This window comes from Serratia sp. LSHTC3 (genome assembly GCF_057197125.1).
In genome coordinates this window covers 510,289-535,269 of record NZ_JBXUNP010000003.1, presented here as the reverse complement: position 1 = coordinate 535,269, position 24,981 = coordinate 510,289, and the positions used below count along the sequence as shown (strand labels likewise).

The 24,981-nt window shown below is 61.5% G+C and carries 20 protein-coding genes; 9 read left to right on the top strand and 11 right to left on the bottom strand.

The window, feature by feature from the left end; translation table 11 throughout:
• Window positions 1–39: 39 nt before the first annotated feature.
• From pyrG to rlmD, 5 genes are all read right to left on the bottom strand, one after another.
• Window positions 40–1,677 carry a glutamine hydrolyzing CTP synthase gene (gene pyrG / locus AC2CGI_RS15320; RefSeq protein ID WP_004932674.1) on the bottom strand — a complete coding sequence of 546 codons (1,638 nt, stop codon included), beginning with the start codon at window positions 1,675–1,677 and terminating at the stop codon, window positions 40–42.
• Window positions 1,678–2,069: 392 nt separating this feature from the next.
• Complete coding sequence (locus AC2CGI_RS15315) at window positions 2,070–2,933, bottom strand: pepsin/retropepsin-like aspartic protease family protein (protein WP_015376671.1); 864 nt, start codon at window positions 2,931–2,933, stop codon at window positions 2,070–2,072.
• Between the two features lie 71 nt (window positions 2,934–3,004).
• Entirely contained in the window at window positions 3,005–3,799 is a 795-nt protein-coding gene (mazG, locus tag AC2CGI_RS15310) for a nucleoside triphosphate pyrophosphohydrolase (protein ID WP_015376670.1), read from the bottom strand.
• A 102-nt stretch (window positions 3,800–3,901) separates the two neighbouring features.
• Window positions 3,902–6,133 carry a GTP diphosphokinase gene (gene relA, locus AC2CGI_RS15305; RefSeq protein WP_004932686.1) on the bottom strand — a complete coding sequence of 744 codons (2,232 nt, stop codon included), beginning with the start codon at window positions 6,131–6,133 and terminating at the stop codon, window positions 3,902–3,904.
• 9 nt (window positions 6,134–6,142) lie between these two features.
• A complete protein-coding gene (rlmD, locus tag AC2CGI_RS15300; RefSeq protein ID WP_021505325.1) occupies window positions 6,143–7,492 on the bottom strand; it encodes a 23S rRNA (uracil(1939)-C(5))-methyltransferase RlmD in 1,350 nt (449 codons plus the stop codon).
• A gap of 66 nt (window positions 7,493–7,558) precedes the next feature.
• Between rlmD and barA the strand changes: the two genes are divergently transcribed.
• Complete coding sequence (gene barA, locus AC2CGI_RS15295) at window positions 7,559–10,285, top strand: two-component sensor histidine kinase BarA (protein WP_076740946.1); 2,727 nt, start codon at window positions 7,559–7,561, stop codon at window positions 10,283–10,285.
• Window positions 10,286–10,353: 68 nt separating this feature from the next.
• Here barA and degP read toward each other — a convergent pair whose 3' ends face one another.
• Together degP and dgt are read right to left on the bottom strand one after the other, a co-directional pair.
• Window positions 10,354–11,793 carry a serine endoprotease DegP gene (gene degP / locus AC2CGI_RS15290; protein WP_015376667.1) on the bottom strand — a complete coding sequence of 480 codons (1,440 nt, stop codon included), beginning with the start codon at window positions 11,791–11,793 and terminating at the stop codon, window positions 10,354–10,356.
• 181 nt (window positions 11,794–11,974) lie between these two features.
• On the bottom strand, window positions 11,975–13,492 hold the full coding sequence (gene dgt / locus AC2CGI_RS15285) for a dGTPase (protein WP_076740945.1): 1,518 nt from the start codon (window positions 13,490–13,492) through the stop codon (window positions 11,975–11,977).
• A gap of 129 nt (window positions 13,493–13,621) precedes the next feature.
• Here dgt and mtnN point away from each other — a divergent pair, with 129 nt between their 5' ends.
• From mtnN to AC2CGI_RS15270, 3 genes are read left to right on the top strand one after another with little or no spacing between them, the layout of a single operon-like run.
• Window positions 13,622–14,323 (top strand): 5'-methylthioadenosine/S-adenosylhomocysteine nucleosidase, encoded by a 702-nt coding sequence (mtnN, locus tag AC2CGI_RS15280; protein ID WP_015376665.1) that lies wholly within the window; start codon window positions 13,622–13,624, stop codon window positions 14,321–14,323.
• A 22-nt stretch (window positions 14,324–14,345) separates the two neighbouring features.
• Complete coding sequence (btuF, locus tag AC2CGI_RS15275; protein ID WP_015376664.1) at window positions 14,346–15,131, top strand: vitamin B12 ABC transporter substrate-binding protein BtuF; 786 nt, start codon at window positions 14,346–14,348, stop codon at window positions 15,129–15,131.
• The gene (locus AC2CGI_RS15270; protein ID WP_015376663.1) at window positions 15,131–15,745 is read left to right on the top strand and encodes a TRIC cation channel family protein; all 615 of its coding nucleotides are present in this window, start codon (window positions 15,131–15,133) and stop codon (window positions 15,743–15,745) included. The genes btuF and AC2CGI_RS15270 overlap by 1 nt, the downstream gene beginning before the upstream one ends.
• A gap of 130 nt (window positions 15,746–15,875) precedes the next feature.
• Here AC2CGI_RS15270 and erpA read toward each other — a convergent pair whose 3' ends face one another.
• Both erpA and clcA read right to left on the bottom strand, forming a co-directional pair.
• On the bottom strand, window positions 15,876–16,220 hold the full coding sequence (gene erpA / locus AC2CGI_RS15265; protein ID WP_004932708.1) for an iron-sulfur cluster insertion protein ErpA: 345 nt from the start codon (window positions 16,218–16,220) through the stop codon (window positions 15,876–15,878).
• An 89-nt stretch (window positions 16,221–16,309) separates the two neighbouring features.
• On the bottom strand, window positions 16,310–17,749 hold the full coding sequence (gene clcA / locus AC2CGI_RS15260) for a H(+)/Cl(-) exchange transporter ClcA (protein ID WP_033634217.1): 1,440 nt from the start codon (window positions 17,747–17,749) through the stop codon (window positions 16,310–16,312).
• A 174-nt stretch (window positions 17,750–17,923) separates the two neighbouring features.
• Between clcA and hemL the strand changes: the two genes are divergently transcribed.
• Window positions 17,924–19,213: a glutamate-1-semialdehyde 2,1-aminomutase gene (hemL, locus tag AC2CGI_RS15255; protein WP_015376661.1), complete on the top strand. Its 1,290-nt coding sequence runs from the start codon at window positions 17,924–17,926 to the stop codon at window positions 19,211–19,213.
• Between the two features lie 60 nt (window positions 19,214–19,273).
• Here hemL and ampE read toward each other — a convergent pair whose 3' ends face one another.
• Both ampE and ampD read right to left on the bottom strand, forming a co-directional pair.
• The gene (gene ampE / locus AC2CGI_RS15250) at window positions 19,274–20,128 is read right to left on the bottom strand and encodes a beta-lactamase regulator AmpE (protein ID WP_004932714.1); all 855 of its coding nucleotides are present in this window, start codon (window positions 20,126–20,128) and stop codon (window positions 19,274–19,276) included.
• Complete coding sequence (gene ampD / locus AC2CGI_RS15245; RefSeq protein WP_015376660.1) at window positions 20,128–20,724, bottom strand: 1,6-anhydro-N-acetylmuramyl-L-alanine amidase AmpD; 597 nt, start codon at window positions 20,722–20,724, stop codon at window positions 20,128–20,130. The genes ampE and ampD overlap by 1 nt, the downstream gene beginning before the upstream one ends.
• 84 nt (window positions 20,725–20,808) lie before the next feature.
• On the opposite strand from ampD, the gene nadC reads away from it, so the two are divergent.
• The 4 genes from nadC to hofC all read left to right on the top strand — a co-directional run bounded on the left by nadC (window position 20,809) and on the right by hofC (window position 24,969).
• Window positions 20,809–21,699 carry a carboxylating nicotinate-nucleotide diphosphorylase gene (nadC, locus tag AC2CGI_RS15240; protein ID WP_004932717.1) on the top strand — a complete coding sequence of 297 codons (891 nt, stop codon included), beginning with the start codon at window positions 20,809–20,811 and terminating at the stop codon, window positions 21,697–21,699.
• Between the two features lie 188 nt (window positions 21,700–21,887).
• Window positions 21,888–22,325: a prepilin peptidase-dependent pilin gene (gene ppdD / locus AC2CGI_RS15235; RefSeq protein ID WP_015376659.1), complete on the top strand. Its 438-nt coding sequence runs from the start codon at window positions 21,888–21,890 to the stop codon at window positions 22,323–22,325.
• A 5-nt stretch (window positions 22,326–22,330) separates the two neighbouring features.
• Window positions 22,331–23,773, top strand: a complete 1,443-nt coding sequence (gene gspE, locus AC2CGI_RS15230; RefSeq protein WP_044031906.1) for a type II secretion system protein GspE — start codon at window positions 22,331–22,333, stop codon at window positions 23,771–23,773.
• Window positions 23,770–24,969, top strand: coding sequence for a protein transport protein HofC (gene hofC / locus AC2CGI_RS15225; RefSeq protein ID WP_076740944.1), 1,200 nt, complete (start codon window positions 23,770–23,772; stop codon window positions 24,967–24,969). The genes gspE and hofC overlap by 4 nt, the downstream gene beginning before the upstream one ends.
• The last annotated feature ends 12 nt before the right edge of the window (window positions 24,970–24,981 follow it).

The window sequence follows — 24,981 nt, the reverse complement described above, 5'->3', positions numbered from 1 at the left end:
CAGCGCGCGGTTCTCACCGCGCGCCGCCTACCAAATATGTTATTTCACCTGGCGCTTCTGATGCTCGCCAGCGGCTTTCACGAAGCCGGCGAACAGCGGATGCCCATCACGCGGCGTAGACGTAAATTCCGGGTGGAACTGACAGGCTACAAACCACGGGTGATTCGGCAGTTCAATGATCTCAACCAGCTTGTTGTCGGCGGAACGACCGGCGACACGCAGCCCTGCGGCTTCGATCTGCTTCAACAGCATGTTGTTAACTTCGTAACGGTGACGATGACGCTCGACAATGGTCGGTTCGCCGTACAGCTGGCGCACCAGGCTGTTGTCGCTCAGGTTGCACTGTTGGCCACCTACGCGCATCGTGCCGCCCAAATCGCTTTCTTCGCTGCGCACTTCGACGTTGCCGTCTTCGTCGCGCCATTCGGTGATCAACGCCACCACCGGGTACTTACAGTCTGGCATAAACTCGGTGGAGTTGGCGTTCTCCATCCCCGCCACGTTGCGAGCGAACTCCATCAACGCCACCTGCATGCCCAGGCAAATGCCCAGATAAGGAATGTTGTTCTCGCGCGCATAGCGTGCGGTCATCACTTTGCCTTCCACGCCGCGGTAACCGAAGCCGCCCGGGATCAGGATCGCATCCAGCCCTTTCAGCACTTCCACGCCGCGGGTTTCCACGTCCTGCGAGTCGATCAGCTTGATGTTCACGGTCAGACGGTTTTTCAGCCCGCCGTGCTTCAGCGCTTCGATCACCGACTTGTAAGCGTCCGGCAGCTCAACGTATTTGCCGACCATACCGATGGTCACTTCGCCGCCCGGATTGGCTTCTTCGTAGATCACCTGTTCCCATTCGGCCAGGTTGGCTTCCGGCGCGTTCAGGCTGAATCGTTTACAAATATAATCGTCCAGCCCCTGAGATTTCAATAGGCCTGGGATTTTATAAATAGAATCAACGTCTTTCAGAGAGATAACCGCTTTTTCCGGCACGTTGCAGAAAAGCGCGATTTTAGCGCGTTCGTTAGCAGGAACCGCGCGATCGGAACGGCAAATCAGCACATCAGGCTGGATACCGATGGAAAGCAGCTCTTTTACGGAATGCTGGGTCGGCTTGGTTTTCACTTCGCCCGCCGCCGCCATGTACGGCACCAGCGTCAGGTGCATGTACAGCGTGTGCTCGCGGCCCACTTCCACCGCCATCTGACGGATGGCTTCGAGGAACGGCAGCGATTCGATATCGCCGACGGTGCCGCCGATTTCCACCAGCACCACATCGTGGCCTTCGCCGCCTTCGATGATGCGCTCTTTGATCGCGTTGGTGATGTGCGGAATGACCTGCACGGTCGCGCCCAGATAGTCGCCGCGGCGTTCTTTACGCAGCACGTCGGAGTAGATGCGGCCGGTGGTGAAGTTGTTGCGACGCGACATTTTGGTGCGAATGAATCGCTCGTAGTGACCCAAATCCAGATCGGTTTCTGCGCCGTCTTCGGTGACGAAAACTTCCCCATGCTGAATCGGGCTCATGGTGCCCGGATCCACGTTGATGTACGGGTCCAGTTTCATGATGGTAACGTTGAGGCCACGGGCTTCAAGAATAGCCGCCAGAGAGGCTGCGGCAATGCCTTTACCCAGAGAGGATACGACCCCGCCGGTCACAAAAATATAATTAGTTGTCATGCTGAACCTGAGAGTTTAGGTTTAAAGACGATGGAAGAACCAGGACGGGAAAGTAGTATACCCGAACCTCTCCTGACCTACAAACGATCGTTTTGCTGTCCATCATCTCGGCCGCCCTCCCGTGTTCATCAGGGTTTACTCCGCCGGCGCTCCGCAAACCCTCCAGGAAATACAAAGAGTTAGCGGAGAAAATTTCTTTTTACCGCCCCTCGGGAGCGATAAAACGCCTTAGATTTCAGTTTGTTGGCCTTTTGCTGCCGACGGCAGCCATGCGCCTGTGACCTGACTGCAAGCTTAACCGTTTCAGCTTTCGTGAACCTTGTCGTCGATCAACATTGTAGCGGCGGTTCAGCTTCCCTAAACCCGATTACCTGGGATCGAGGCGCATCAGGTTAACGACTGATGTAAAGCATGCGTTCAGGCATATCAACAATCACACGATGACCCCGCATAAAACCCATCCCCAGCAGACCATCAAAACCCAGCGCCTCAGACGTTGGGCCTTCGGTAACGATGGCCAAATCGTTGTGATGCCGGCCCCGGCGATCGGTCAAGGTGAATCTGGTCACTCGGCAATCCAGGTTATCGGCCTCAGGCTCAATGGAGCGACAGCCGGAAAACAAGAGGCCAGCCGGCAAGCCTGCGGCAAACAAAAGAGAATGGCTGGCGCCGGTATCAACAATCAGGCGCAACGGTTTATTGCCAACGAAGGCCGTCACACTCAGCCCCTCATCAGTCTGTTCGAATGGATATGAAGCCCATATTGCAATGTCTGAAGGCAGATGAGTCAACATTTGCAAGCGGTCGTTTTCGAAGTCCATCAGCACCTTTCGATCGCGGAACAACCCAAGCCCCATCACTTCACTTACCGGCACCTCGTTTCCCAGGCTGAGTCCCCAGGGCTTAAAACTCACCGCTTCGACGTCGTTAAACGGGATATTGCCAATAAACAGCCGACTAATCCGCCAGGCAGACACCTGATTTTCACCGCCAGAGAGATCTCTCAGCCGCCGAGGCGCCAGCTGCACCGCCTTCAGACTCGGTTGCGCGACCAGACGCTCCAGATCGTGTTGATAAAGGTGTATCCCTTCTGCGCTGCCGGTATCCAGCATGAACGTGTGTAACCGGTTATCGATCTGCACATCGACTAATGGCAGCCTGCGTTCATCATACCGCAGCCGCCCAACATCAGCAGGAGGAGACGCCGTGCTGAAACCGGGGAAAAAACAGGCTAAAAGCATTAGCCTCTTGATCATGACGCCACCTTCCCTTGTCTGCGTGGAACGTCCTTCATGTTCACCCCGGCGCCATGAACGCCGGAAGCGCATCAGATTTCAGATTTCTTCACCTGCTGCCAGGCGTCTTCCATCTGCTCCAGCGTGGCGTCTTCAAGCCGCAGCCCGCGTTGCTGGACTATCGCTTCCACCTGGCGGAAGCGGCGCTCGAACTTGCGGTTCGCCGCCTGCAGCGCGTTCTCCGCCTTGTGCCCCAGATGGCGCGACAGGTTCACCGTGGCGAACAGCAGATCGCCGATCTCCTCTTCCAGCTTGCTCTCATCGACCACCGCCTGGCGGGCTTCGTGCATCACTTCATCGATCTCTTCGTACACTTTGTCCAGCACCGGCCCCAGGGTGTTCCAGTCGAAGCCGACCGAGGCGCAGCGTTTTTGAATTTTGTGCGCCTTCATCAGCGCCGGCAACGCCTGCGGAATGTCGTCCAGCACCGAGTGCAGCGCTTTTTCGGCGCGCTCGCCGGCCTTGAGCTGCTCCCAGCGCGCGGCCACGGCTTCGCTGTCTCCGCCCTCGGCGTCGCCGAAGATATGCGGGTGACGGCGCTCCAGCTTATCGCTGATGGCGGTGCACACCTCATCGAAATCGAACAGCCCCTGTTCCTGCCCCATCTGGGCGTAGAACACCACCTGGAACAGCAAATCGCCCAGTTCGTCGCGCAGATCGGCGTAGTCCTGCCGCTCGATGGCGTCCAGCACTTCGTAAGTCTCTTCCAGCGTGTAGGGCGCGATGGTGGCGAAAGTTTGCTTGCGGTCCCACGAGCAACCGACCTGGGGATCGCGCAGCGTTTTCATGATGTTCAGCAGGCGCTGCAGCGGAGTGGATTGGGTCATAAAAAATCTCTGAGAAAGAATGGGGGCGCATGGGAGCGCCCACCGAATGCATGGACCTCGGGCCGTATCGATAGCGCATACGGCCCGAAAGGCGATGTGAGCTTAGTTGCCGTGCAGACGCTTGGCGTCTATCACGTCCGGCAGCTGGTTCAGCTTCGCCAGCACCCGGCTCAGCACCTGCTGGTTGTAGATTTCGATATCCATGTCGATGGTGGCCAACTGTTTCTTGGTGTCGCTGCGGCTGGCAACCCCCAGCACGTTGACCTTTTCGTTGGCCAAAATGGTGGTAATGTCGCGCAGCAACCCGCTGCGATCGTTGGCCATCACGCGCACCACCAGCGAATAACCGCTGGAGTAGCTTTCACCCCATACCGCATCGACGATGCGCTCCGGCGCGTGCGATTGCAAATCGACCAGTTGATCGCAGTCCGCACGGTGGATCGAGATACCGCGCCCCTGGGTGATAAAACCGACGATGTCGTCGCCAGGGATCGGCTGGCAGCAGCGGGCAATGTGGTGCATCAGGTTGCCCACGCCCTCCACCACCACTCGGCCGTTGTCCTTGTTGCGGGCCGGCGGCGGCGCTTTCTGCTGCACCAGCTGGCGCAGCGCCTCGCGATCCTGTTCTTCGGCGCTCGGCTTGTTGAACTTGCCCTGCAGGTAATTCACCATCTGGTTCAGGCGAATGTCCCCGCCGCCGATCGCCGCCAATACCTCGTCCAGCGAGTTCATGTTGTAGCGCGGGATCAGCAGCTTTTCGGCCTCTTTCAGGCTGATGCCGAGGTGTTCCAGTTCGTTGTCCAGCATCTGGCGGCCGGCGAGAATGTTCTTGTCGCGATCCTGCTTGCGGAACCAGTTGTGGATCTTCGAGCGCCCGCGGCTGGTGGTGACATACCCCAGGTTTGGGTTCAGCCAGTCGCGGCTCGGGTTCGGCTGTTTCTGGGTGATGATCTCAATCTGATCGCCCATCTTCAGCTGATAGGTAAACGGCACGATGCGGCCGCCGATCTTGGCGCCGATACAGCGGTGACCGACGTCGCTGTGAATGTGGTAGGCGAAATCGAGCGGCGTGGAGCCGGCCGGCAGATCCACCACGTCGCCTTTCGGGGTAAATACATAGACCCGATCGTCGAACACCTGGCTGCGCACTTCGTCGAGCATCTCGCCGGAGTCCGCCATTTCTTCCTGCCAGGCGATCAGCTTGCGCAGCCAGGCGATGCGTTCTTCGTAGCCGGAGCGCACGGTCACGCCTGCGCCCTCTTTGTACTTCCAGTGCGCGGCCACGCCCAGTTCGGCGTCTTCGTGCATTTGGCGCGTGCGGATCTGAATCTCTACGGTTTTGCCGCGCGGCCCCAGCACCACGGTGTGGATCGACTGGTAGCCGTTCGGTTTCGGGTTAGCGACGTAGTCGTCGAACTCATCCGGCAAATGGCGGAAGTGGGTATGCACGATGCCCAACGCCGCGTAGCAATCCTGCAGGCGCTCCGCCACGATGCGCACCGCACGCACGTCGAACAGTTCGTCGAACGCCAGGTGTTTTTTCTGCATCTTGCGCCAGATGCTGTAGATGTGTTTCGGCCGGCCGTAGATCTCCACCCGAATGCCTTCGTTGGCCATCTCGGCGCGCAGCCCGGCGACGAAATCGTCGATGAACTGTTCGCGATCGATGCGGCGCTCATGCAACAGCTTGGCGATGCGCTTATATTCTTCCGGATGCAGGTAGCGGAAGCAGAAATCCTCCAGCTCCCACTTCAGCTGGCCGATGCCGAGCCGGTTGGCCAGCGGGGCGTAGATGTTGGAACACTCTTTCGCCGCCAGCACGCGTTCGTCTTCCGGCGCGTCTTTCACCTCACGCAGGTGGGCGATGCGCTCCGCCAGCTTGATGACCACGCAGCGGAAATCCTCCACCATCGCCAACAGCATGCGGCGCACGTTGTCGACCTGTTCGGAGGCCATCGAGTCGTTTTGGGTGGCTTTCAGTTGGCGAATGGCGTCCATATCGCGCACGCCGTGCACCAGCGCGACGATGCCCTTGCCGAACGCTTCGGTCAGGGTCTCTTCCTGCACGATGCCGGCGTCCACCAGCGGGAACAGCAGCGCGGCGCGCATGCTGTCATTGTCCATGCTCAGCGTCGAGAGAATTTCCACCATCTCCAGGCCGCGCCACAGCAGCAACGAGGCGTCAGGATGGTTTTGGGTCTGCTGCTCACAATAACGCCAGGTTGCGGCCAATCGCTCACATGACTGCGGGTTAGGTAGCCCCAAGCCGGCGATCCACTCATCAAGAGCGAACTCACCCGCCGTATTCAGATGTGCACTTCTTACCGCAACCATAACTTCTCCCTACTTTGCAGCGACCTCTGGCGCACGCTCGTTGATAAACAGCGCCATTGATTCAAGATGCCCCGTGTGCGGAAACATATCCAACATCCGCACGCGCGCAAGACGATAACCGGCGTTCAACAGCACGTTGCTGTCGCGAGCCAGCGTGGTGGGGTTACAGGAAACATACACCACCCGCGCCGGCGCCAGTTTTACAATGTGTGACATCACCCCGGCCGCACCAGCGCGGGCGGGATCCAGCATCACCTTATCAAACCCTTGTGCTGCCCAAGGTTGCCGCGCAACGTTGTCCTCCAGATTCTCATGGAAGAACGACGCATTATTCAGCTTATTCTTATGTGCATTATATTGCCCATTCGCTACCAGCGTGGCAACACCTTCGATGCCCACCACCGCGGCGGCGCGGCGCGCCAGCGGCAGGGTGAAATTACCCATGCCGCAGAACAGGTCCAGCACCCGATCATTGGGTTGAATGTCGAGCCATTCAAGGGCCTGCGCCACCATTTGTTGGTTTACGACGTCATTGACCTGAATAAAGTCGCGCGGACTGAAGTCTAAGCGTAGCCCGTCAACCTGATAATACGGCGTTTCACCGCACAGTTTTTCCACCCGATCGCTGTCCGGCGCCAGATAAACGGCGACCTTTTCCCGCTCGCCAAACGCCAACAGCGCCTGCCGATCCGCCTCTTTCAGCGCGTCGAGATGACGCAGCACCAGCAGCGGGCCGTTATCCGCCAGCACCAGCTCCACATGCCCCAGCCGCCGCACCGCCTGCAGCCCGCTCAGGCAGGCGCGCACCGGCGCCAGCAGCTGCTCCAGCTCCGGCCGCAGCACCGGGCAGTGCTCCACCGCCACCAGCTCGCTGGAGGCCGCCTGGCGAAAGCCCATCATCAGGCGCTGCTGCTTCGGCTGCCACGCCAGGCTCAGGCGGGCGCGGCGGCGATAGCCGTATTCCGGGCCGGCGATCACCGGTTCCTGTTGCGGGGTTACTCCGGTTTCGCGGGCGATCATGCGCACCAGCGCCGCCGCCTTGCTCTGCTGTTGCAGCGCCTCATCCGCATGTTGCTGCTGGCAGCCGCCGCACACGCCAAAATGCGGGCAGCGCGGTTCTACCCGCTGCGGGCTGCGGCTCAGCAGGCGTTTGAGCTTGCCTTTGGCGAACTGACGCTTGTCTTCGGTCAGCTGGATTTCCGCCTGCTCGCCCGGCAAGACGCCCGGCACGAACACCGCTTTGCCGTCGTGGCGCGCCACGCCCTGGCCGAAAGGATCGAGATCGCTCACCGTCACGGTGAAGATTTGTGAGCTCTGCCGGGTCGTCACGCGGCGTTTGGGAGAGTAGAATTGCGCCATATTTGTCGATTGTGTGCTGGTTCATTAAGCTAGTGTCAGCTGTCAATTCTCCCACATTGGAATCCCATGACCAAATACAGCCTGCGTGCGCGCATGATGATCCTGATTCTGGCACCGACCTTGCTGATTGGTTTGCTGCTCAGCACCTTCTTCGTGGTGCACCGCTATAACGAGCTGCAGGAACAACTGGTCGACGCCGGCGCCAGCATCATCGAGCCGCTGGCGGTGGCCAGCGAGTACGGCATGACGTTCCGCAGCCGCGAATCGGTCAGGCAGTTGGTCAGCCTGTTGCACCGCCGCCATTCGGACATCGTGCGTTCGATCACCGTGTTCGATGCGCAGAACAATTTGTTCGTCACCTCCAATTATCATCACAACTTCGCTCAGCTGCAGCTGCCGAAAGGCGTGCCGTTGCCCACCGATCTGATGCTCACCCGACGCGGCGATTCGCTGATCCTGCGCACGCCGATCCTGTCGGAAAGCCAGTATCCGGATGAAACCGCCGACGGCGGCAGCCATCCCGACAACAACCTGGGCTATGTGGCGATCGAGCTGGATCTGCAGTCGGTGCGGCTGCAGCAATATAAAGAGGTCTTTGTCTCTACCCTGCTGTTGCTGCTGTGCATGTGTATCGCCATCCTGTTCGCTTACCGGCTGATGCGCGACGTGACCGGCCCGATCCGCAATATGGTGAACACCGTCGACCGCATCCGCCGCGGCCAGCTCGACAGCCGCGTGGAAGGCTACATGCTCGGCGAGCTGCACATGCTGAAAAACGGCATCAACTCGATGGCGATGTCGCTCACCGCCTATCACGAAGAGATGCAGCAGAACATCGATCAGGCCACGTCAGACCTGCGCGAAACGCTGGAGCAGATGGAGATCCAGAACGTCGAACTGGATCTGGCGAAAAAACGTGCGCAGGAGGCGGCGCGCATCAAGTCCGAATTTCTGGCCAACATGTCGCATGAGCTGCGTACTCCGCTCAACGGCGTGATCGGCTTCACCCGCCAGATGCTGAAAACCGATCTGAGCGCAACCCAGACCGACTATTTGCAGACCATCGAGCGCTCGGCCAACAACCTGCTGACCATCATCAATGACGTGCTGGACTTTTCCAAGCTGGAGGCCGGCAAGCTGGTGCTGGAGCATATTCCGTTCGCCCTGCGTGAAACGCTGGACGAAGTGGTGGTGCTGCTGGCGCCCAGCGCCCACGACAAGGGCCTGGAGCTGACGCTGGATGTGCACAACGACGTACCGGAGCAGGTGATCGGCGACTCGCTGCGCCTGCAGCAAATCATCACCAACCTGCTGGGCAACGCCATCAAATTCACCGAAACCGGCAATATCGACATTCGCGTCGAGCTGCGCAAACAGCTGGATCGCCGGGTGGAAGTGGAAGTGCAGATCCACGATACCGGCATCGGCATCTCCGAACGCCAGCAGTCGCAGCTGTTCCAGGCATTCCGCCAGGCGGACGCCAGCATCTCCCGCCGCCACGGCGGCACCGGGCTGGGGCTGGTGATCACACAAAAGCTGGTGAAAGAGATGGGGGGCGATATCTGCTTCCACAGCCAGTTGAACCGCGGCTCGACCTTCTGGTTCCATATCACGCTGGATCTGAACGAGGGCATGCTGTCGCTGGCGCCGAGCCTGCCGGATCTGAACGGCAAAACGCTGGCCTATATCGAGTCTAACCCAACGGCGGCGCAGGCGACGCTCAACATGCTCAGCGTCACGCAGCTGGTGATCACCCACTCGCCGACGCTGGGCCAGTTGCCGTCAAGCCACTATGACTTCCTGCTGGCCGGCGTGCCGATCCCGTTCCGCGACAACATGGCGCAGCATCAGGACAAATTGCTGGCCTCGCTGAAGCTGGCCGATAGGGTCATTCTGGCGCTGCCGTGCCAGGCGCAGATCGATGCCGAGCTGCTTAAACAACAAGGCGCGCTCGGCTGCCTGATCAAGCCGATCACCAGCACGCGTCTGTTCCCTCTGCTGAGAATGGAGACGCCCGATCGGCTCGCCGCCCCGCCTGAGCGTAAACGTCTGCCGCTGACGGTGATGGCGGTCGACGACAACCCGGCCAACCTGAAGCTGATCGGCACGCTGCTGGGCGAACAGGTGGAAAAAACGCTGCTGTGCGAGAGCGGTGAGGAAGCGCTGGCGCTGGCGCGCAACAACGTGCTGGATCTGATCCTGATGGACATTCAAATGCCGAAGATGGACGGCATTCACGCCAGCGAACTGATCCGCCAGTTGCCGCACCACAACTCCACGCCGATCGTCGCCGTCACCGCCCATGCCGCCAGCGGCGAGCGCGAGCACCTGCTGCAGGCCGGGATGGACGACTACCTGGCCAAGCCGATCGACGAGAAAATGCTGACCCGCGTGCTGTCGCGCTATCACAGTGGCGAAATGGAAAACGCCGTCGCCGACGACGCGCCGCTGTCGCTCGACTGGCCGCTGGCGCTGCGTCAGGCGGCCAATAAGCCGGATCTGGCGCGCGATCTGCTGCAAATGCTGCTCGATTTCCTGCCGCAGGTGCGCGAACGAGTGCAGGCGCTGCTCGAAGGGCAACACGACGACGAGATCCTCGACCTGGTCCATAAGCTGCACGGCAGCTGCAGCTACAGCGGCGTGCCGCGCCTCAAGCAGCTGTGTTTCTACCTCGAGCGGCAGCTGCGCCAGGGCATCACCAACGACGAACTGGAGCCGGAGTGGCTGGAGCTGTTGGATGAGATTGAACTGGTGATCCACGCGGCGCGCGTGCATCTGGCGCAACCGGCCTGAATCCTCAGGCCATAATGCAAAAAGGCACGCCATAGCGTGCCTTTGTTGCTTTTAGCGCCTGACGTTTATCACTGCGCCAGCAGGTACAGCTGGCTATCGCCGCGCTGAATATTCAACGCCAGCACCGACGGCTTGCTGTCGAGGATTTTACGCAACTCGCCCAGGTTCTGGATCGGCTGTTGGTTCACGCCCAGGATCACGTCGCCCTTTTTCAGGCCGATGCGCGCGGCGGCGCTGCCGGCTTTCACGCTGTCGACCTTGACGCCTTTCTGGTTGCCGACCTGGGCATTGCTCAGCTCGGCGCCTTCAATGCCGGTGTAGATATTGCCCGAGGCCACCTGGGTCTGCGCGCTTTGCTCCAGCGTGACGTCAATGGTCACCGGTTTGCCGTCGCGGATAATGCCCAGCGACATCTTGCTGCCGACCGGCAGCGTGCCGATCTCCGCCCGGAACGAGGCGAAGCTGGAGATGGCCTTGCCGTTCATGGTGACGATCACGTCACCGGCTTTGATGCCCGCCTTCGCGGCGGAAGACTTCGGCACCACCTGGCTGACGAAAGCGCCGCGCTGCGCGTCGACCTTCATCGCCTTGGCCAGCTCAGAGTTAAGCTCGGTGCCCATGATGCCGAGCTCGCCGCGTTTCACTTGGCCATACTCGACCATTTGCGCCGTCAGGTTTTTCACCATGTTGCTCGGAATGGCGAAGCCGATGCCGATGTTGCCGCCGTCCGGCGCCAGGATCGCGGTGTTGATGCCGATCAGCTCGCCGTTCAGGTTAACCAGCGCGCCGCCGGAGTTGCCGCGGTTGATCGCCGCATCGGTCTGGATAAAGTTTTCGTAGTTTTCGATATTCAGGCCGCTGCGCCCCAGGGCAGAAACGATGCCCGAGGTGGCGGTTTCGCCCAGCCCGTAGGGGTTGCCGATCGCTACGGTGTAATCGCCGACGCGCAACTGATCGGAATCCGCCATCTTGATCGCCGTCAGATTCTTGAAGTCTTTCAGCTGGATCAGGGCGATGTCGGAACGCGGATCCTTGCCGATCACCTTGGCGTCGAAACGGCGGCCGTCGCTCAGCTGCACCTGGATCTTGTTGGCGTTATCCACCACGTGGTTATTGGTCACCACATAGCCCTTGGCGGCATCGATGACCACCCCGGCGCCCAGCGCCTGGAATTTCTGCTGCGTGCCCTGCGGCTGGCCATCCGGCCCAGGCTGTTCACCGCCCTGACACATCGGCGAGCCCTGGAACGGCGAACCGTCCTGGCAGAACGGCGAATCTTCACCGAAGAACTGTTGGAACTGCTGCGGCATGCGCGGCGTATTGACCGTGGTGCTGCCCTCAACGTTAATGCTCACCACGGAAGGCATTACCTTTTCCAGCATCGGCGCCAGGCTCGGCAACTGCTGGGTGCTGGAAGAGGCGGTTTCAGCGGCGCTGGCCGTCACCGGGCCCATCGCCATGCCGATGCTGAATGCCAATGCGCTCAGAACTAATGCGGTTTTTTTCATCTGTGTGTCTCTTATAAAGTCGTTCAAAAAAGAATGGCCGTCTTGCGTGCTTATTCAGAGTTAATTAATAGCCTGAAGTTCCGGCACAGATGATTGGCAATAGTAAACAAATATTGTCCGTCTTTACAAAAATCAAGACAGCCAACCGGTTGGAATTGCTGATAATTATTCCTCAGCTTAATTATTCCGCCGCCATTAATCGACGATATTCATCATAGGCATAAAGGTCGGTCATTCCGCTGATATAGTCCTGCAATAAACGCGCGCGGAAATAATATTCCCGAATGGCTTGCTGCTCCGGCGATAAATGCTGCAGCCCTTCTACCGCCTCCGCATACGCCAGCCGATGCTTGGTGGACAGCTTGTGGAACAGGCGCGTTTCGATCGGGTAAGCGCGGTGGCTGTCCTCACGCACCAGCAGGCTGAAGTCCGCCAGCGACATCGCCAACAGCGGGCTGTAAATGTCCAGCAGGCCGCTGATCACCCGGTAGCCTTGCAGCTCGAGCTGTTCGACCTCCGGGTGGTTGAACACATGCTTGAACGCCACATTTTTAAATATTTTCAGCAGCCGGTAGGCCGGGCTGGAATCCTCCAGCAGCGCCTGATTGAAGCTGCCCTGATAAACCGCGTCCAGATTGTCGATAAAGCGCTGCGCCGCGTGCGGCACCAGCCGCGCCACGGTAAACACCCGCAGATACATGAAGAACTGATCTTCCGCGCTGCGCCGCGCGCCACCGCGATCGATCTTGCGAAACGCGCTGGCGACGGTCTTGTCGAACAGATCGCCCGGCGCCACCTCGCCCCACTCCTGAATCAGGTGCTGATACAGCTGCTCGACGGTGAAAATGCTCTTCTCCACCGCGTCTTCCAGATCGGCCACGCAGTAAGAGATATCATCGGCGGCCTCCATAATGTAGGTCAGCGGGAAACGATCGAACTCGCCCATATGCAGCTCACGCCGCAGCCGATCGACGAAGGCCTCTTCCGCCAGATAGTAGCCGGGCTTTTTCATCAAATAGCTGTGGCTGGCGGGGATGTCGCCCGCCCAATAAGCCGGGCGGGTGTATTTCAAAATGCAGCCGACCTGCGCGTAGGTCAGATTGAGTTTCAGCAGGCTATACACCATGCGGATCGCCTGGGCGTTGCCCTCGAAGTGGCTGAGATCCTGACGGATCCGGCTGCGCAGCCGGTTCAGATCGCTCTCCCCTTCATGCAGGCGCAGCGCCGCGACCTGGCAGCGATCGTGACTGCCCGGCTCGCTGCCGCAGCTGGTGGGATCGAGCCGCTGGGCAAACCAGTCATTGATCGCCGACTCGCCGAAGTGACCGAACGGCGGATTGCCGATATCGTGCATCAGACAGGCCATTTCCACGATGCTCTCAAACGGATCGAGCAGCCGGGTCAGGCCGAATTCATCGATCTTACCCGCCTGTTTGAAGCGGTTGAGGATCTCTTTGGCGATATGGCGCCCGACCTGCTGCACCTCCATCGAGTGCGTCAGGCGGCTGCGCACCGCCGCGTTGCGCTCCAGAGGAAACACCTGGGTTTTTTGCTGCAAACGGCGAATGGCGGCCGAGTTGACGATGCGCCCGCGATCGCTCTCGAACTGCCGCACGATGTCGTACTCTTCCTCGGCCTCGATCGGTTTGCTGAAAGGCCGTTGGAAGCTGATTTTTTGCTTGAAGTCGATCCCGGACATCTGTTTCTCCGCCGTTGCGCCCTGCCCCCGTGATAACAATTCCCGGCGGCGGATGCAACGCATTATCTCTCTTACACAGCCATGATAGACTATGCCGCAATTCTCACGGCCAATCAGCGAGTGTTATTTATGAAAGTAGGCATCATCGGCGCAATGGAGCAGGAAGTCACCCTGCTGCGCGATCAAATCGAAAACCGTCAAACCATCCAGCGCGCGGGCTGCGAAATCTACACCGGCCAGATCGGCGGCGTTGACGTGGCCCTGCTGAAATCCGGCATCGGCAAAGTCTCTGCGGCCATGGGCACCACCCTGCTGCTGGAGCACTGCAGCCCGGACGTAGTGATCAATACCGGCTCCGCCGGCGGCCTGGCCAGCACGCTGCGTGTGGGCGATATCGTGGTGTCGGAAGAAGTGCGCTACCACGACGCCGACGTCACCGCCTTCGGCTACGAGCCGGGCCAGATGGCCGGCTGCCCGGCGGCGTTCGTCGCCGACGACGCGCTGATCGCGCTGGCGGAAAGCTGCATCAAACAGCTGGATCTGCACGCGGTGCGCGGCCTGATCTGCAGCGGTGACGCCTTCATCAACGGCGCCGAACCGCTGGCGCGCATCCGCGCCACCTTCCCGAGCGTCGCCGCCGTGGAAATGGAAGCCGCGGCTATCGCCCACGTCTGCCATCTGTTCGGCACGCCGTTCGTGGTGGTGCGCGCCATTTCCGACGTCGCCGACAGCGAATCGCACATGAGCTTTGACGAGTTCCTGGTGGTAGCGGCCAAGCAGTCCACGCTGATGGTCAACGCCATGCTGCAAACCCTGGCCAAGCGCGGTTGATGTGAGACTGCGCTTCACCTCGATGTTCTGCCTGTTGGCGCTCTGGCTGGCTCTGCCGGCCGGCGCCGCGCAGCGGGTGATCAGCCTGGCGCCCAACGCCACCGAACTCGCCTATGCCGCCGGCATGGGCGATGTGCTGGTGGCGGCGAGCGCCTATTCCGATTACCCGCCGCAGGCCGCCAGGCTGGAGCAGGTGGCCTCCTGGCAGGGCATCAATCTGGAGCGGGTGCTGGCGCTCAAGCCGGATCTGATCCTCGCCTGGCGCGGCGGCAATCCGCAACGCGCGTTGGATCAGCTCGCCGCGTTCGGCATCCCGATCTTCTATGCGGACGCCGACAATCTCGAAGGGATCGCCGGCTTGCTGGACAAGCTGGCGCGCTACAGCCCGCACCCGGACCAGGCGCATCAGGCCGCAGAAGGCCTTCGCCGCCAGTTCGCCGCTCTCAGGCAACAGTACGCCACTAACGTGCCACGCCGCGTGTTGCTGCAGTTCGGCACCCAGCCGCTGTTCACCAGCTCCGGCGCCACGCTGCAAAGCCAGGTGCTGGCGCTGTGCGGCGGGCAGAACGTCTTCGCCGACAGCCGCACCCCTTGGCCGCAGATCAGCCGCGAGCAGGTACTGGCGCGTCAGCCGCAGGCCATCGTCATCACCGGCGGCGCGAAAGAGGCCGCCAATGTGAAAGCCTTCTGGGCGCCGCAGCTGCAGGTGCCGGTGATCGCGCTGAATGAAGACTGGTTCAATCGCGGCGGGCCGCGCCTACTGTTGGCGGCGCAGCAGCTGTGCCGCCAGCTGGCGGAGATCCGCTGATGCTGGTGTTCTGGCTGGATATTCTCGGCACGGCGGTGTTCGCCGTCTCCGGCGTGCTGCTGGCCGGCAAGTTGCGCATGGATCCGTTCGGCGTGCTGGTATTGGGCGTGGTCACCGCGGTCGGCGGCGGCACCATCCGCGACATGGCGCTGGCCAACGGCCCGGTGTTCTGGGTCAAGGATCCCACCGATCTGGTGGTGGCGATGATCACCTGCGTCTTGACGCTGCTGCTGGTGCGCCAGCCGCGCCGCCTGCCGAAGTGGGTGCTTCCGGTGCTCGACGCCGTCGGGCTGGCGGTGTTCGTCGGCATCGGCGTCAACAAGGCCTTCGCGGCCGGCACCGGCCCGCTGGTGGCGATCTGCATGGGGGTAATCACCGGCGTCGGCGGCGGCATTATCCGCGACGTGCTGGCGCGCGAGATCCCGATGATCCTGCGCACCGAAATTTACGCCACCGCCTGCATCATCGGCGGCATCGTGCACGCCACGGCGTTTTACACCTTCAATATGCCGCTGCAACAGGCCATGATGCTGGGCATGCTCATTACCCTGGCCATTCGGCTGGCGGCCATTCGTTGGCATCTCAAGCTGCCCGCCTTTATTCTCGAACGCTGAGCCGCCGCACATCACTCACGGCCGGCTGGCCGGCGCAGGAGAACGGCACGGCAGTGATCCTCGTGGAAGGGTAGGCATAAAAAAACCCGCCGGCCGTAAGGCGAGCGGGTTGATATTCTGGCAGGCAAACTCAGATGCTGAACGACGAACCGCAACCGCAGGTGGTTTTGGCATTCGGGTTGGTCACCACAAAGCGCGATCCTTCCAGCCCTTCGGTGTAGTCCACCGAACCGCCGACCAGGTACTGCAGGCTCATCGGATCGACCACCAGCGCCACGCCCTGCTTCTCGATGGTCATATCGCCATCGTTGACCTTGTCGTCAAAAGTGAAGCCGTACTGGAATCCGCTGCAGCCGCCGCCGGTAATATAAACCCGCAACTTCAGGTTCGGGTTTTCTTCGTCAGCAATCAGGAACTTAACCTTGTTTGCTGCTGCCTCGGTAAATTGCAGGGGCAGTGCCGTTTGATCACTCATACTCTTTACTCCCAACATTGTTCAGCATCAGATCGCGACTATGGCTGCCTGATTAATATTAACGATTATCCGATACCTGAGTGTTGCGTTCAAGTATTCACCGCATTTGTTGTATTTTCCTTACTTGTTTTCTGCGCCGCCTCCCGCGCCAGCTGCGCCTCCTGCTTTTGCAGCGTGCGGGCCAGGATCGACGAATAAAGCGGCTTGCCGCCGAGCAGCTGCGCCACCACCGTGGCGCCGAGGCAGGTGATGATCATCGGTAAAATAAGTTGGTAGTTGTCGGTCATTTCCAGCACCAGCACGATGCCGGTCAGCGGGGCGCGCACCGTGGCGGCGAACAGCGCCCCCATGCCGGCGATGGCGAAGGTGCCCGCCTCAATGCCGTACTGCGGGAACAGATGCGCCCCCGCCAGCCCGAAGGCGGTGCCGAACAGCGTGCCCAACGCCAGCATCGGCGCGAAGATGCCGCCCGGCGCGCCGGAACCGAAACACAGCAGCGTGGTGAAGATGCGGGTGATAAAGATAAACATCAACATGCCGACGCTGTAGTTGCCCGCCGCGGCGATCGGGATCAGCCCAAAGCCGCCGCCCGCTGCCTCCGGCTGGATCAGCCCCAGAATGCCGCACACGCCGCCGAGCAGCCCGCCCATCAGCAAGACATTGCGCATTCTGCCGCCGTGCAGGCGCGCGAACATGTCCTGGGTGCGGAAGATCAGCGCGTTAAACCCCACGCCCACCGCGCCGAAGATCGCCCCCAACACCAGATAGAGCCACAGGGTATTGATGGGCGCCGAAGAAAGTTTGTCGACCGCGATCACCGCCCCCTGGCCGTTAAACAGCTGGAACACCACGCTCGACATGATCACGCCGATAAACACCGCTTTAATCGAGATCAGGTTGTAGCGGAACTGCGGCCGCATCTCTTCGATGATGAACAAGATGCCGGCCAGCGGCGCGTTGAACGCGGCGGACAACCCGGCGGCGGCCCCGGTCGCCAGCAGCGTATGACGCGCCTCGGCGCCGCGAATGCGCAGCACGTCCAATACCATGCGCCCGACGTTGCCGCCCATCTGCACCGTGGGCCCTTCACGCCCCAGCACCATGCCCGCCCCCAGCGTGCCCATGCCGCCGATGAATTTCACCGGGATCACGCGCCACCAGCGTACCGGCCGCAGCTCTTCCAGCGCGCCTTCGATTTCCGGAATGCCCGAGCCGCCCGCCTCAGGCGCAAAGCGCCGCACCAGGTAATAGCCCAGCGCCGCCAGCGCGGCGGACAGGATAAACGCCAGGGGCCACACCAGAAGCCAGGAGTCGGCGACCTGCGCCAGCGAAGCCAGCCGCTGCTGCTGCACCCACTCCACCGCTTTATCGAAGGCCACGCCGAGCAAACCGGCCAGCGCCCCCACCAGCGCGGCCATCACCAGGATCGCCACCGGGGTTTTATCGCGGCGAATAAACTGACGCACCGCATCGCTGCGGCGCAGACGCGGGCTCAACGTCCCGACGGGCTGTGATTGTGATTCTGTCATCGCGAGTGATTCGTCAGGTAATTTGTAATACAAATAGGCAGAGCGATAATTCTACCCCAACCTGGCGGCGGACGCTGCCGTTAATGGTATCTGACTGTGATCGTTTCATAACGCGGCGCTCTCCTCTAGAATAGCGCGGTCAAATCATTCAAAAGAGAATCCAGGAGCCGATTTATGAGCCTACACAGCAAGTCCGAAAGTCTGTACGCCCAGGCGCAACAGTTGATCCCCGGCGGGGTAAACTCTCCGGTGCGTGCATTCACCGGCGTGGGCGGTGTGCCGCTGTTTATCGAGCGGGCAGACGGGGCTTACCTGTTCGATGCCGACGGCAAGGCCTATATCGACTATGTCGGTTCCTGGGGGCCGATGGTGCTGGGGCATAACCACCCGGCGATCCGCGACGCGGTAATCGAAGCGGCGCAGCGCGGCCTGAGCTTCGGCGCGCCGACCGAGATGGAAGTCAAAATGGCGCAGCTGGTCACTGAGCTGGTGCCGACGATGGATATGGTGCGCATGGTGAACTCGGGCACCGAAGCCACCATGAGCGCCATCCGCCTGGCGCGCGGCTACACCAACCGCGATAAAATCATCAAGTTCGAAGGCTGCTATCACGGCCACGCCGACTGCCTGCTGGTGAAAGCCGGCTCCGGCGCGCTGACCCTCGGCCAGCCGAACTCACCGGGCGTGCCGGCCGACTTCGCCAAGCACACTCTGACCTGCACCTATAACGATCTGGATTCGGTGCGCGCCGCCTTCGAACAGTACCCGTCCGAAATCGCCTGTATCATCGTCGAGCCGGTCGCCGGCAACATGAACTGCGTGCCGCCGCTGCCGGAATTCCTGCCGGGCCTGCGCGCCCTGTGCGACAAGTACGGCGCGCTCTTGATCATCGACGAAGTGATGACCGGCTTCCGCGTCGCGCTGGCCGGCGCGCAATCCTATTACGGCGTCGAGCCGGATCTGACCTGCCTCGGCAAAATCATCGGCGGCGGCATGCCGGTGGGCGCCTTCGGCGGCCGTCGCGAAGTAATGGACGCGCTGGCGCCGACCGGCCCGGTCTACCAGGCCGGCACCCTGTCCGGCAACCCGATCGCCATGGCGGCGGGCTACGCTTGTTTGACCGAAGTCTCACAGGTCGGCGTGCACCAGACGCTGACCGAACTGACCGAGATGCTGGCCGCAGGCCTACTGCATGCGGCGCAGGAGGAGAATATTCCGCTGGTGGTCAACAACGTCGGCGGCATGTTCGGCCTGTTCTTCACCGACGCGCCGGCGGTCACCTGCTACCAGGACGTGATGCAGTGCGACGTGGAACGCTTCAAGCGCTTCTTCCACCTGATGCTGGAAGAAGGGGTGTATCTGGCACCGTCCGCCTTCGAAGCGGGCTTCATGTCCGTGGCGCACAGCAAGGAAGACATCCAGCGCACCATCGACGCCGCGCGTCGCTGCTTCGCCAAGCTGTAATCCCGGCCGAATGGCCAAAAAAAAACGGGCGCCTCGGCGCCCGTTTTTTTTCTCTGCGGCTTAAAGCAGCGTGCCGTAAATGGTCAACAGCGCCACCACCACCACGATGATCATCGTCACCTTGCGCGCCAGCGTCACCGCCGCCCGCGGCGTTTGCACCGGATCCATATGCGGATCGCGCGCCAGCGAGAACTGGGCCAACCGCGTCAGCACCTGATACGACGACGAATGCCGATCCCCGAGCGAGGCGAACCAGGCCGGCAACGCGCGTTCACCGTGGCCAAACAGCGCGTAGGCCACTCCAGCCAAACGCACCGGGATCCAGTCCAGCCAGTTCAGCAGGTGATCGATGCCCGATTGCGAACGCTCCAGCGGCGTATTGTGGCGCGCCAGCCAGGTTTGATAGGCGCGCAGAAAGGCATACCCCGCCAGCGCGATCGGCCCGTACGGCCCAAAGACCACAAACCAGAACAGCGGCGCCAGGTAATAACGGAAGTTAATCCACAGCAGCGCGTTTTGCAGCTCGCGCAGGCGCAGCTCTTCGCTGCAGTCCACCGGCAAGCCGTGGATCAACGCCAGCTCTTCCGCCATCTGATCGCTGGCGTGGATATCCCCCTGCCGCGCCGCTTTCAGGTAGGCGCGGTAGTGTTTCCGCTTGATGCCGGCGCCGACGCACAGCAGATCGATGACGATCCACAGCAGCAGCGTCACCACGCCGAAGAACAGCCCGTGCGACAACCACAGAACGCCCCAGACGATCACCATCCAGGCGGCGGTCATCGCCAGCGTCTGTGCCAGCGAAACCCGATGCAGCCGCTGAAATACCACTTCGAGGCGATGATCCAGCTGCCAGTGTTCTCCCAGCTTGAACAGGCGCTCCCAGGCCAAAACCAGCAACAGCGTAAACAGCGTCATTAGCGATTCCTCTCCCTTTTTCTTGTCTCAAGCATAGCGTCGGCGGGCGCGCCGCGTTGTTCCAGAGATGCCAGATAGCGATCCCAATCGAACGCCGGCCCGGGATCGGTCTTGCGGCCGGGGGCGATATCGCAATGCCCGGCGATATTGGCCGCCAGCGGCGGATAACGTTCGGCCAGCAGCACGGTGACCGCCTGCAGCGTGCGATATTGCGCTTCGGTGTAGGGTAACTGGTCAGTGCCTTCCAGCTCGATGCCGATGGAGAAATCGTTGCACCGCTCACGTCCCTGATACAGGGAAACGCCCGCGTGCCAGGCACGCTGGTCGAAAGGCACATACTGCACCATCTCTCCGCCGCGGCGAATCAGGCAATGCGCCGACACCCGCAGCTGATGGATCTCGGCGAAATAAGGGTGCTGCGCAGGGTCGAGCGTGCCGGTGAACAGCTGGTCGATATAGGGGCCACCGAACTCGCCGGGCGGCAAGCTGATGTTGTGGATGACCAGCAGCGAGGGCGGCTCGTCATCCGGGCGCCGATCGCAGTGCGGCGAGAGCACTCGCGTCACCCCAACAATCCAGCCATTTTCCAACTGCATCAGACACCTCTCTGCGGTGGTACTTATTCCTGCAACAGAGTAGCATGTTCCCCTACGATCTAACCGTCCATTTCGGAGTTTTCCATGCCGACACGCCGCTACAGTGCCGACAGTCGCCGCACCGAGCTTCTTGAACGAATTGAAAGTGATATTCCCTATGCCGTCGCCCAGGCGCTGCGCGAAGACCTGGGGGGCGAAGTCGACGCCGGGCGCGATATTACCGCGCAATTGTTACCGGCAGACAAACAGGCCGAAGCCACCGTCATCACCCGCGAAGCCGGCGTGTTCTGTGGCCGTCGCTGGCTGAACGAAGTCTTTATTCAGTTGGGCAATCAGGTGCAGGTGGAGTGGCTGGTGGCGGACGGCGACCGTCTGACGCCGAACCAACCGCTCTGCCGGCTGCGCGGCCCGGCGCGGGTGATGCTGACCGGCGAGCGCACCGCGCTGAACTTCGTGCAGACGCTCTCCGGTGTGGCGACCGAAGTCAGCCGCTACGTGGCCCTGCTGGAAGGCACCCGGACTCGCCTGCTCGATACCCGCAAGACCTTACCCGGCCTGCGCACCGCGCTGAAATACGCCGTGCTGTGCGGGGGCGGCAGCAACCACCGGCTGGGGCTGTCCGATGCCTTCCTGATCAAGGAAAACCACATCATCGCCTCCGGTTCTATCAAGAACGCGGTGGAAAAAGCCTTCTGGCTGCACGCCGACGTGCCGGTGGAAGTGGAAGTCGAGTCGCTCGATGAACTGCAGCAGGCGCTGGATGCCGGCGCCGACATCATCATGCTGGACAACTTCAGCGTAGAGATGATGCGTCAGGCGGTCGCACAAACCCAGGGCCGCGCCCAGCTGGAAGTGTCCGGCAATGTCACCCGCGAGACGCTGCGCACCTTCGCCGAGACCGGCGTGGATTACATTTCGGTCGGCGCGCTGACCAAGCATGTGACCGCGCTCGATCTGTCGATGCGCTTCAAATGATCCCCTCGCCCCCGGCCGCTGCCGGGGGCGTTACCGCAGTTTGCGAAGCCCCTCGCACCGTTTTTTTCACCGCTGCAAACCACATCATTACTGATGGAAGTACGCCGAGAAACGCGTAAAACCTGCTCGCCGTTCCCCCGCGCAAACCGCTACCGTTGTTTTCCACACCCTTATGGAGGAAACAACGCATGGAAACACAACGCGGCTTTAGCCTGATCGAACTGATGGTGGTGATCGCCATCATCGCCATCCTCAGCGCCATCGGCATTCCCGCCTACCAGCGCTACATTCAGAAAGCGGCGATGACCGACATGCTGCAAACCATGGCGCCGTATAAAATGGCGGTCGAGCTGTGCGTGCTGGACGAAGGCGCGCCCGCCGGCTGCGAGTCCGGCAGCAAAGGCATTCCCACCGGCGGCACGTCGCGCTATGTCAGCGGGGTGAAAGTCGTCAAAGGCGTGATCACGCTGACCGGCAGCCAAACGCTACAGGGCCTGGCGGTGGCATTAACCCCCAAGTCGAACGCCGATGGGCTGACCCGCTGGACCCGGCTGTGCAGCAGCGAAAACGCGACGTTGGTTGAGGTGTGCCAGGAAGTCTTCCGCTTCGACAACGCGGCGGAGTAATGGCGATGAACGCGCAAATCAGCGAAGAGGTTCACGCCCTGTGCCGGCGCTATCAGGCGCTGGCGCTGAGCGAAGACCCGACCACCCTGACGGTCGCGCTCAGCGAAGAAGCGCCGCAGGGGCTGCTGGCGGCGCTGCGTTTCGCCACCGGCAAGCGCATCCATTTGGAACAATGGCCGGCGGCCAGGCTGGAGATGGCGCTGAACCAGCACCACGAGCCGCTCCCGGCGCCGTTGACGGCCGAAGAGGACACGACCGACATCGCCTACCCCGACGACGGCGATGCGCCGGTGGTACAGTTCATCAACCAGACGCTGCGCCTGGCCATTCAGCGCCGCGCCTCGGACATTCACTTTGAGCCCTTTCGGCAGCATTTTCGCATTCGCCTGCGCATCGACGGCGTGCTGCAAACCCTTGCCTCACCGCCGCCGCAGCTGGCTGCGCGCCTCATCGCCCGGCTGAAGATCCTCGGCCAACTGGATATCGCCGAGCGCCGTCAACCTCAGGACGGGCAGCTCAGCCTGACGCTGGACAGCGCGCGCTATGCCATGCGCATCGCCACCCTGCCGACGTTGCACGGCGAAAAGGTGGTGCTGCGCGTTCAGCAGGGCGAGCAGCAAGAGCTACCGCTGGATCAACTGGGCATGAGCCGGACGGATCTGGCGCGCTACGCGGCAGCGTTGGCCTGCCCGCAAGGTTTGATCCTGGTGACCGGCCCGACCGGCAGCGGCAAGACGGTAACGTTGTACAGCGGGCTGCGCCAGTTGAATGATGCGCAAAGCAACCTGTGCAGCGTCGAGGATCCGGTCGAGATCCCGCTGTTCGGCGTCAATCAGACCCAGATCAACGCCAAAACCGAGCTGAACTTCACCCGAGTGCTGCGTGCCCTGCTGCGCCAGGATCCGGACGTCATCATGATCGGCGAGATCCGCGATGCGGAAACCGCCGAGATCGCGGTCAAGGCCGCGCAAACCGGCCACCTGGTGCTGTCGACGCTGCATACCAACTCCACGGCTGAAACCCTGACGCGGCTGATGCACATGGGTATCCCCGGCTACCTGCTCGCCGGCTGCCTGAAGCTGGTCGTCGCCCAGCGGCTGGTGCGCAGGCTGTGTCGCCACTGCCGCTACCCGCAAAGCCAGCCGGCGCATTTTCCCACCGCGCTCTGGGCGGAACCGCTGCTCGCCTGGCGCGCCGACGGCTGCGAGCACTGCTTCGGCGGCTATTATGGGCGCATCGGCGTGTATGAACTGTTGGCCATTACGCCGGAAATTCAGGCGGCATTGCTGGCGAACGCCGCTCCCAGTCTGCTGGCGGATATCGCCCGCGAACAGGGGCAGCTTTCGCTGCTGCAGGCGGGTCTGGCGCTGGCCGCCGAAGGCACGACCTCGCTGGAAGAACTGTACCGCGTGATCGACGTCGTCCAACTCGGCGTAACCACGCCATGAAAGCGCGCCGGTTGTTTCTGTGGCAGGCTTTCGACGCTCAGGGCACCTTACGCCGCGGCGAACTGATGAGCGAGGAAAAACGGCAGGTGAGCCGGCTGCTGATCGAACAAGGCCTGCAACCTTGGCGGATCGGGCACGGCAAACGCGTCACGCCCGGCCAATGGCGCGGAGAACCCTTAATCCACTTCACCCGCCAGCTCGCTACCCTGTTGCAGGCCGGGCTGCCGCTGGTCAATACGCTGCAGTTGCTGGCAGCAGAGCATCCTTCGGCAGCCTGGCGCTGCCTGCTGCGCCAGCTGGTCGACCAGGTGCGCGAAGGGCAGCCGCTCTCCGAAAGCCTTGCCGCACAACCAAGCGTTTTTCCACTGATCTATCGCCAACTGATCGCCATCGGCGAACTGACCGGCAACCTCGATCGCTGCTGCCTGCAGTTGGCGCAACAACAGGAGGCCCAGTTGCTGCTGCGCCGCAAGGTGACCAAAGCGCTGCGGTATCCCCTCTTCATCTGCGCGGTGGCGCTACTGGTCAGCGTGCTGATGCTGGTGATGGTGCTGCCGGAATTTGCCAAGGTTTATCAGTCGTTCGATGCGCCGCTGCCCTGGTTTACCCAAGGATTATTGGGGTTGTCCGCGCTGCTGATCGCCGTTGGCCCCTATTTGGCGCTGCTGCTCGGCGCGTTGCTGTTCGGCTACTGCCGCTGGCTGCATCCGCGCCCTCCGTGGCGCCAACGCGAACAGGCCGCCTTGCTGCGCCTGCCGCTGATTGCCCGGCTGGTGAGCGGCGGCGCGCTGAGCCAAACATTTCGTATCCTGACCATGACCCAACGCGCGGGGCTGACGCTGGTGGAAGGCTTGAACGCGGCGGCGCTGGCGGCGGATCATCCGCTGTACCGGCAGGCGCTGGAGCAGGTGCAACGGCAGATCGCCGAAGGCGAAGCGTTTAATCAGGCCCTGGGTTTGCAACCGCTGTTTCCGCCACTGTGCCGGCAGCTGGTGCGGGTGGGCGAGGAGTCCGGTTCGCTGGACGCCTTGCTGGATAAGTTGGCGCAGTGGTATGAACGGCAGACGCACGAGCTGGCCGATACGCTGGCGCAAACGCTGGAGCCGCTGTTGATGCTGGTGGTGGGCGGGATTGTCGGCGCTTTGGTGATCGCCATGTATCTGCCTATCTTTCAACTGGGCAGCGTGCTGGGATAAAGAAGAGGATAG

Bases quoted from the DNA above. Each gene is read 5' to 3' on its own strand.
- pyrG (WP_004932674.1), bottom strand. From the start codon at position 1,677: ATGACAACTAATTATATTTTTGTGACCGGCGGGGTCGTATCCTCTCTG.
- AC2CGI_RS15315 (WP_015376671.1), bottom strand. From the start codon at position 2,933: ATGATCAAGAGGCTAATGCTTTTAGCCTGTTTTTTCCCCGGTTTCAGC.
- mazG (WP_015376670.1), bottom strand. From the start codon at position 3,799: ATGACCCAATCCACTCCGCTGCAGCGCCTGCTGAACATCATGAAAACG.
- relA (WP_004932686.1), bottom strand. From the start codon at position 6,133: ATGGTTGCGGTAAGAAGTGCACATCTGAATACGGCGGGTGAGTTCGCT.
- rlmD (WP_021505325.1), bottom strand. From the start codon at position 7,492: ATGGCGCAATTCTACTCTCCCAAACGCCGCGTGACGACCCGGCAGAGC.
- barA (WP_076740946.1), top strand. From the start codon at position 7,559: ATGACCAAATACAGCCTGCGTGCGCGCATGATGATCCTGATTCTGGCA.
- degP (WP_015376667.1), bottom strand. From the start codon at position 11,793: ATGAAAAAAACCGCATTAGTTCTGAGCGCATTGGCATTCAGCATCGGC.
- dgt (WP_076740945.1), bottom strand. From the start codon at position 13,492: ATGTCCGGGATCGACTTCAAGCAAAAAATCAGCTTCCAACGGCCTTTC.
- mtnN (WP_015376665.1), top strand. From the start codon at position 13,622: ATGAAAGTAGGCATCATCGGCGCAATGGAGCAGGAAGTCACCCTGCTG.
- btuF (WP_015376664.1), top strand. From the start codon at position 14,346: ATGTTCTGCCTGTTGGCGCTCTGGCTGGCTCTGCCGGCCGGCGCCGCG.
- AC2CGI_RS15270 (WP_015376663.1), top strand. From the start codon at position 15,131: ATGCTGGTGTTCTGGCTGGATATTCTCGGCACGGCGGTGTTCGCCGTC.
- erpA (WP_004932708.1), bottom strand. From the start codon at position 16,220: ATGAGTGATCAAACGGCACTGCCCCTGCAATTTACCGAGGCAGCAGCA.
- clcA (WP_033634217.1), bottom strand. From the start codon at position 17,749: ATGACAGAATCACAATCACAGCCCGTCGGGACGTTGAGCCCGCGTCTG.
- hemL (WP_015376661.1), top strand. From the start codon at position 17,924: ATGAGCCTACACAGCAAGTCCGAAAGTCTGTACGCCCAGGCGCAACAG.
- ampE (WP_004932714.1), bottom strand. From the start codon at position 20,128: ATGACGCTGTTTACGCTGTTGCTGGTTTTGGCCTGGGAGCGCCTGTTC.
- ampD (WP_015376660.1), bottom strand. From the start codon at position 20,724: ATGCAGTTGGAAAATGGCTGGATTGTTGGGGTGACGCGAGTGCTCTCG.
- nadC (WP_004932717.1), top strand. From the start codon at position 20,809: ATGCCGACACGCCGCTACAGTGCCGACAGTCGCCGCACCGAGCTTCTT.
- ppdD (WP_015376659.1), top strand. From the start codon at position 21,888: ATGGAAACACAACGCGGCTTTAGCCTGATCGAACTGATGGTGGTGATC.
- gspE (WP_044031906.1), top strand. From the start codon at position 22,331: ATGAACGCGCAAATCAGCGAAGAGGTTCACGCCCTGTGCCGGCGCTAT.
- hofC (WP_076740944.1), top strand. From the start codon at position 23,770: ATGAAAGCGCGCCGGTTGTTTCTGTGGCAGGCTTTCGACGCTCAGGGC.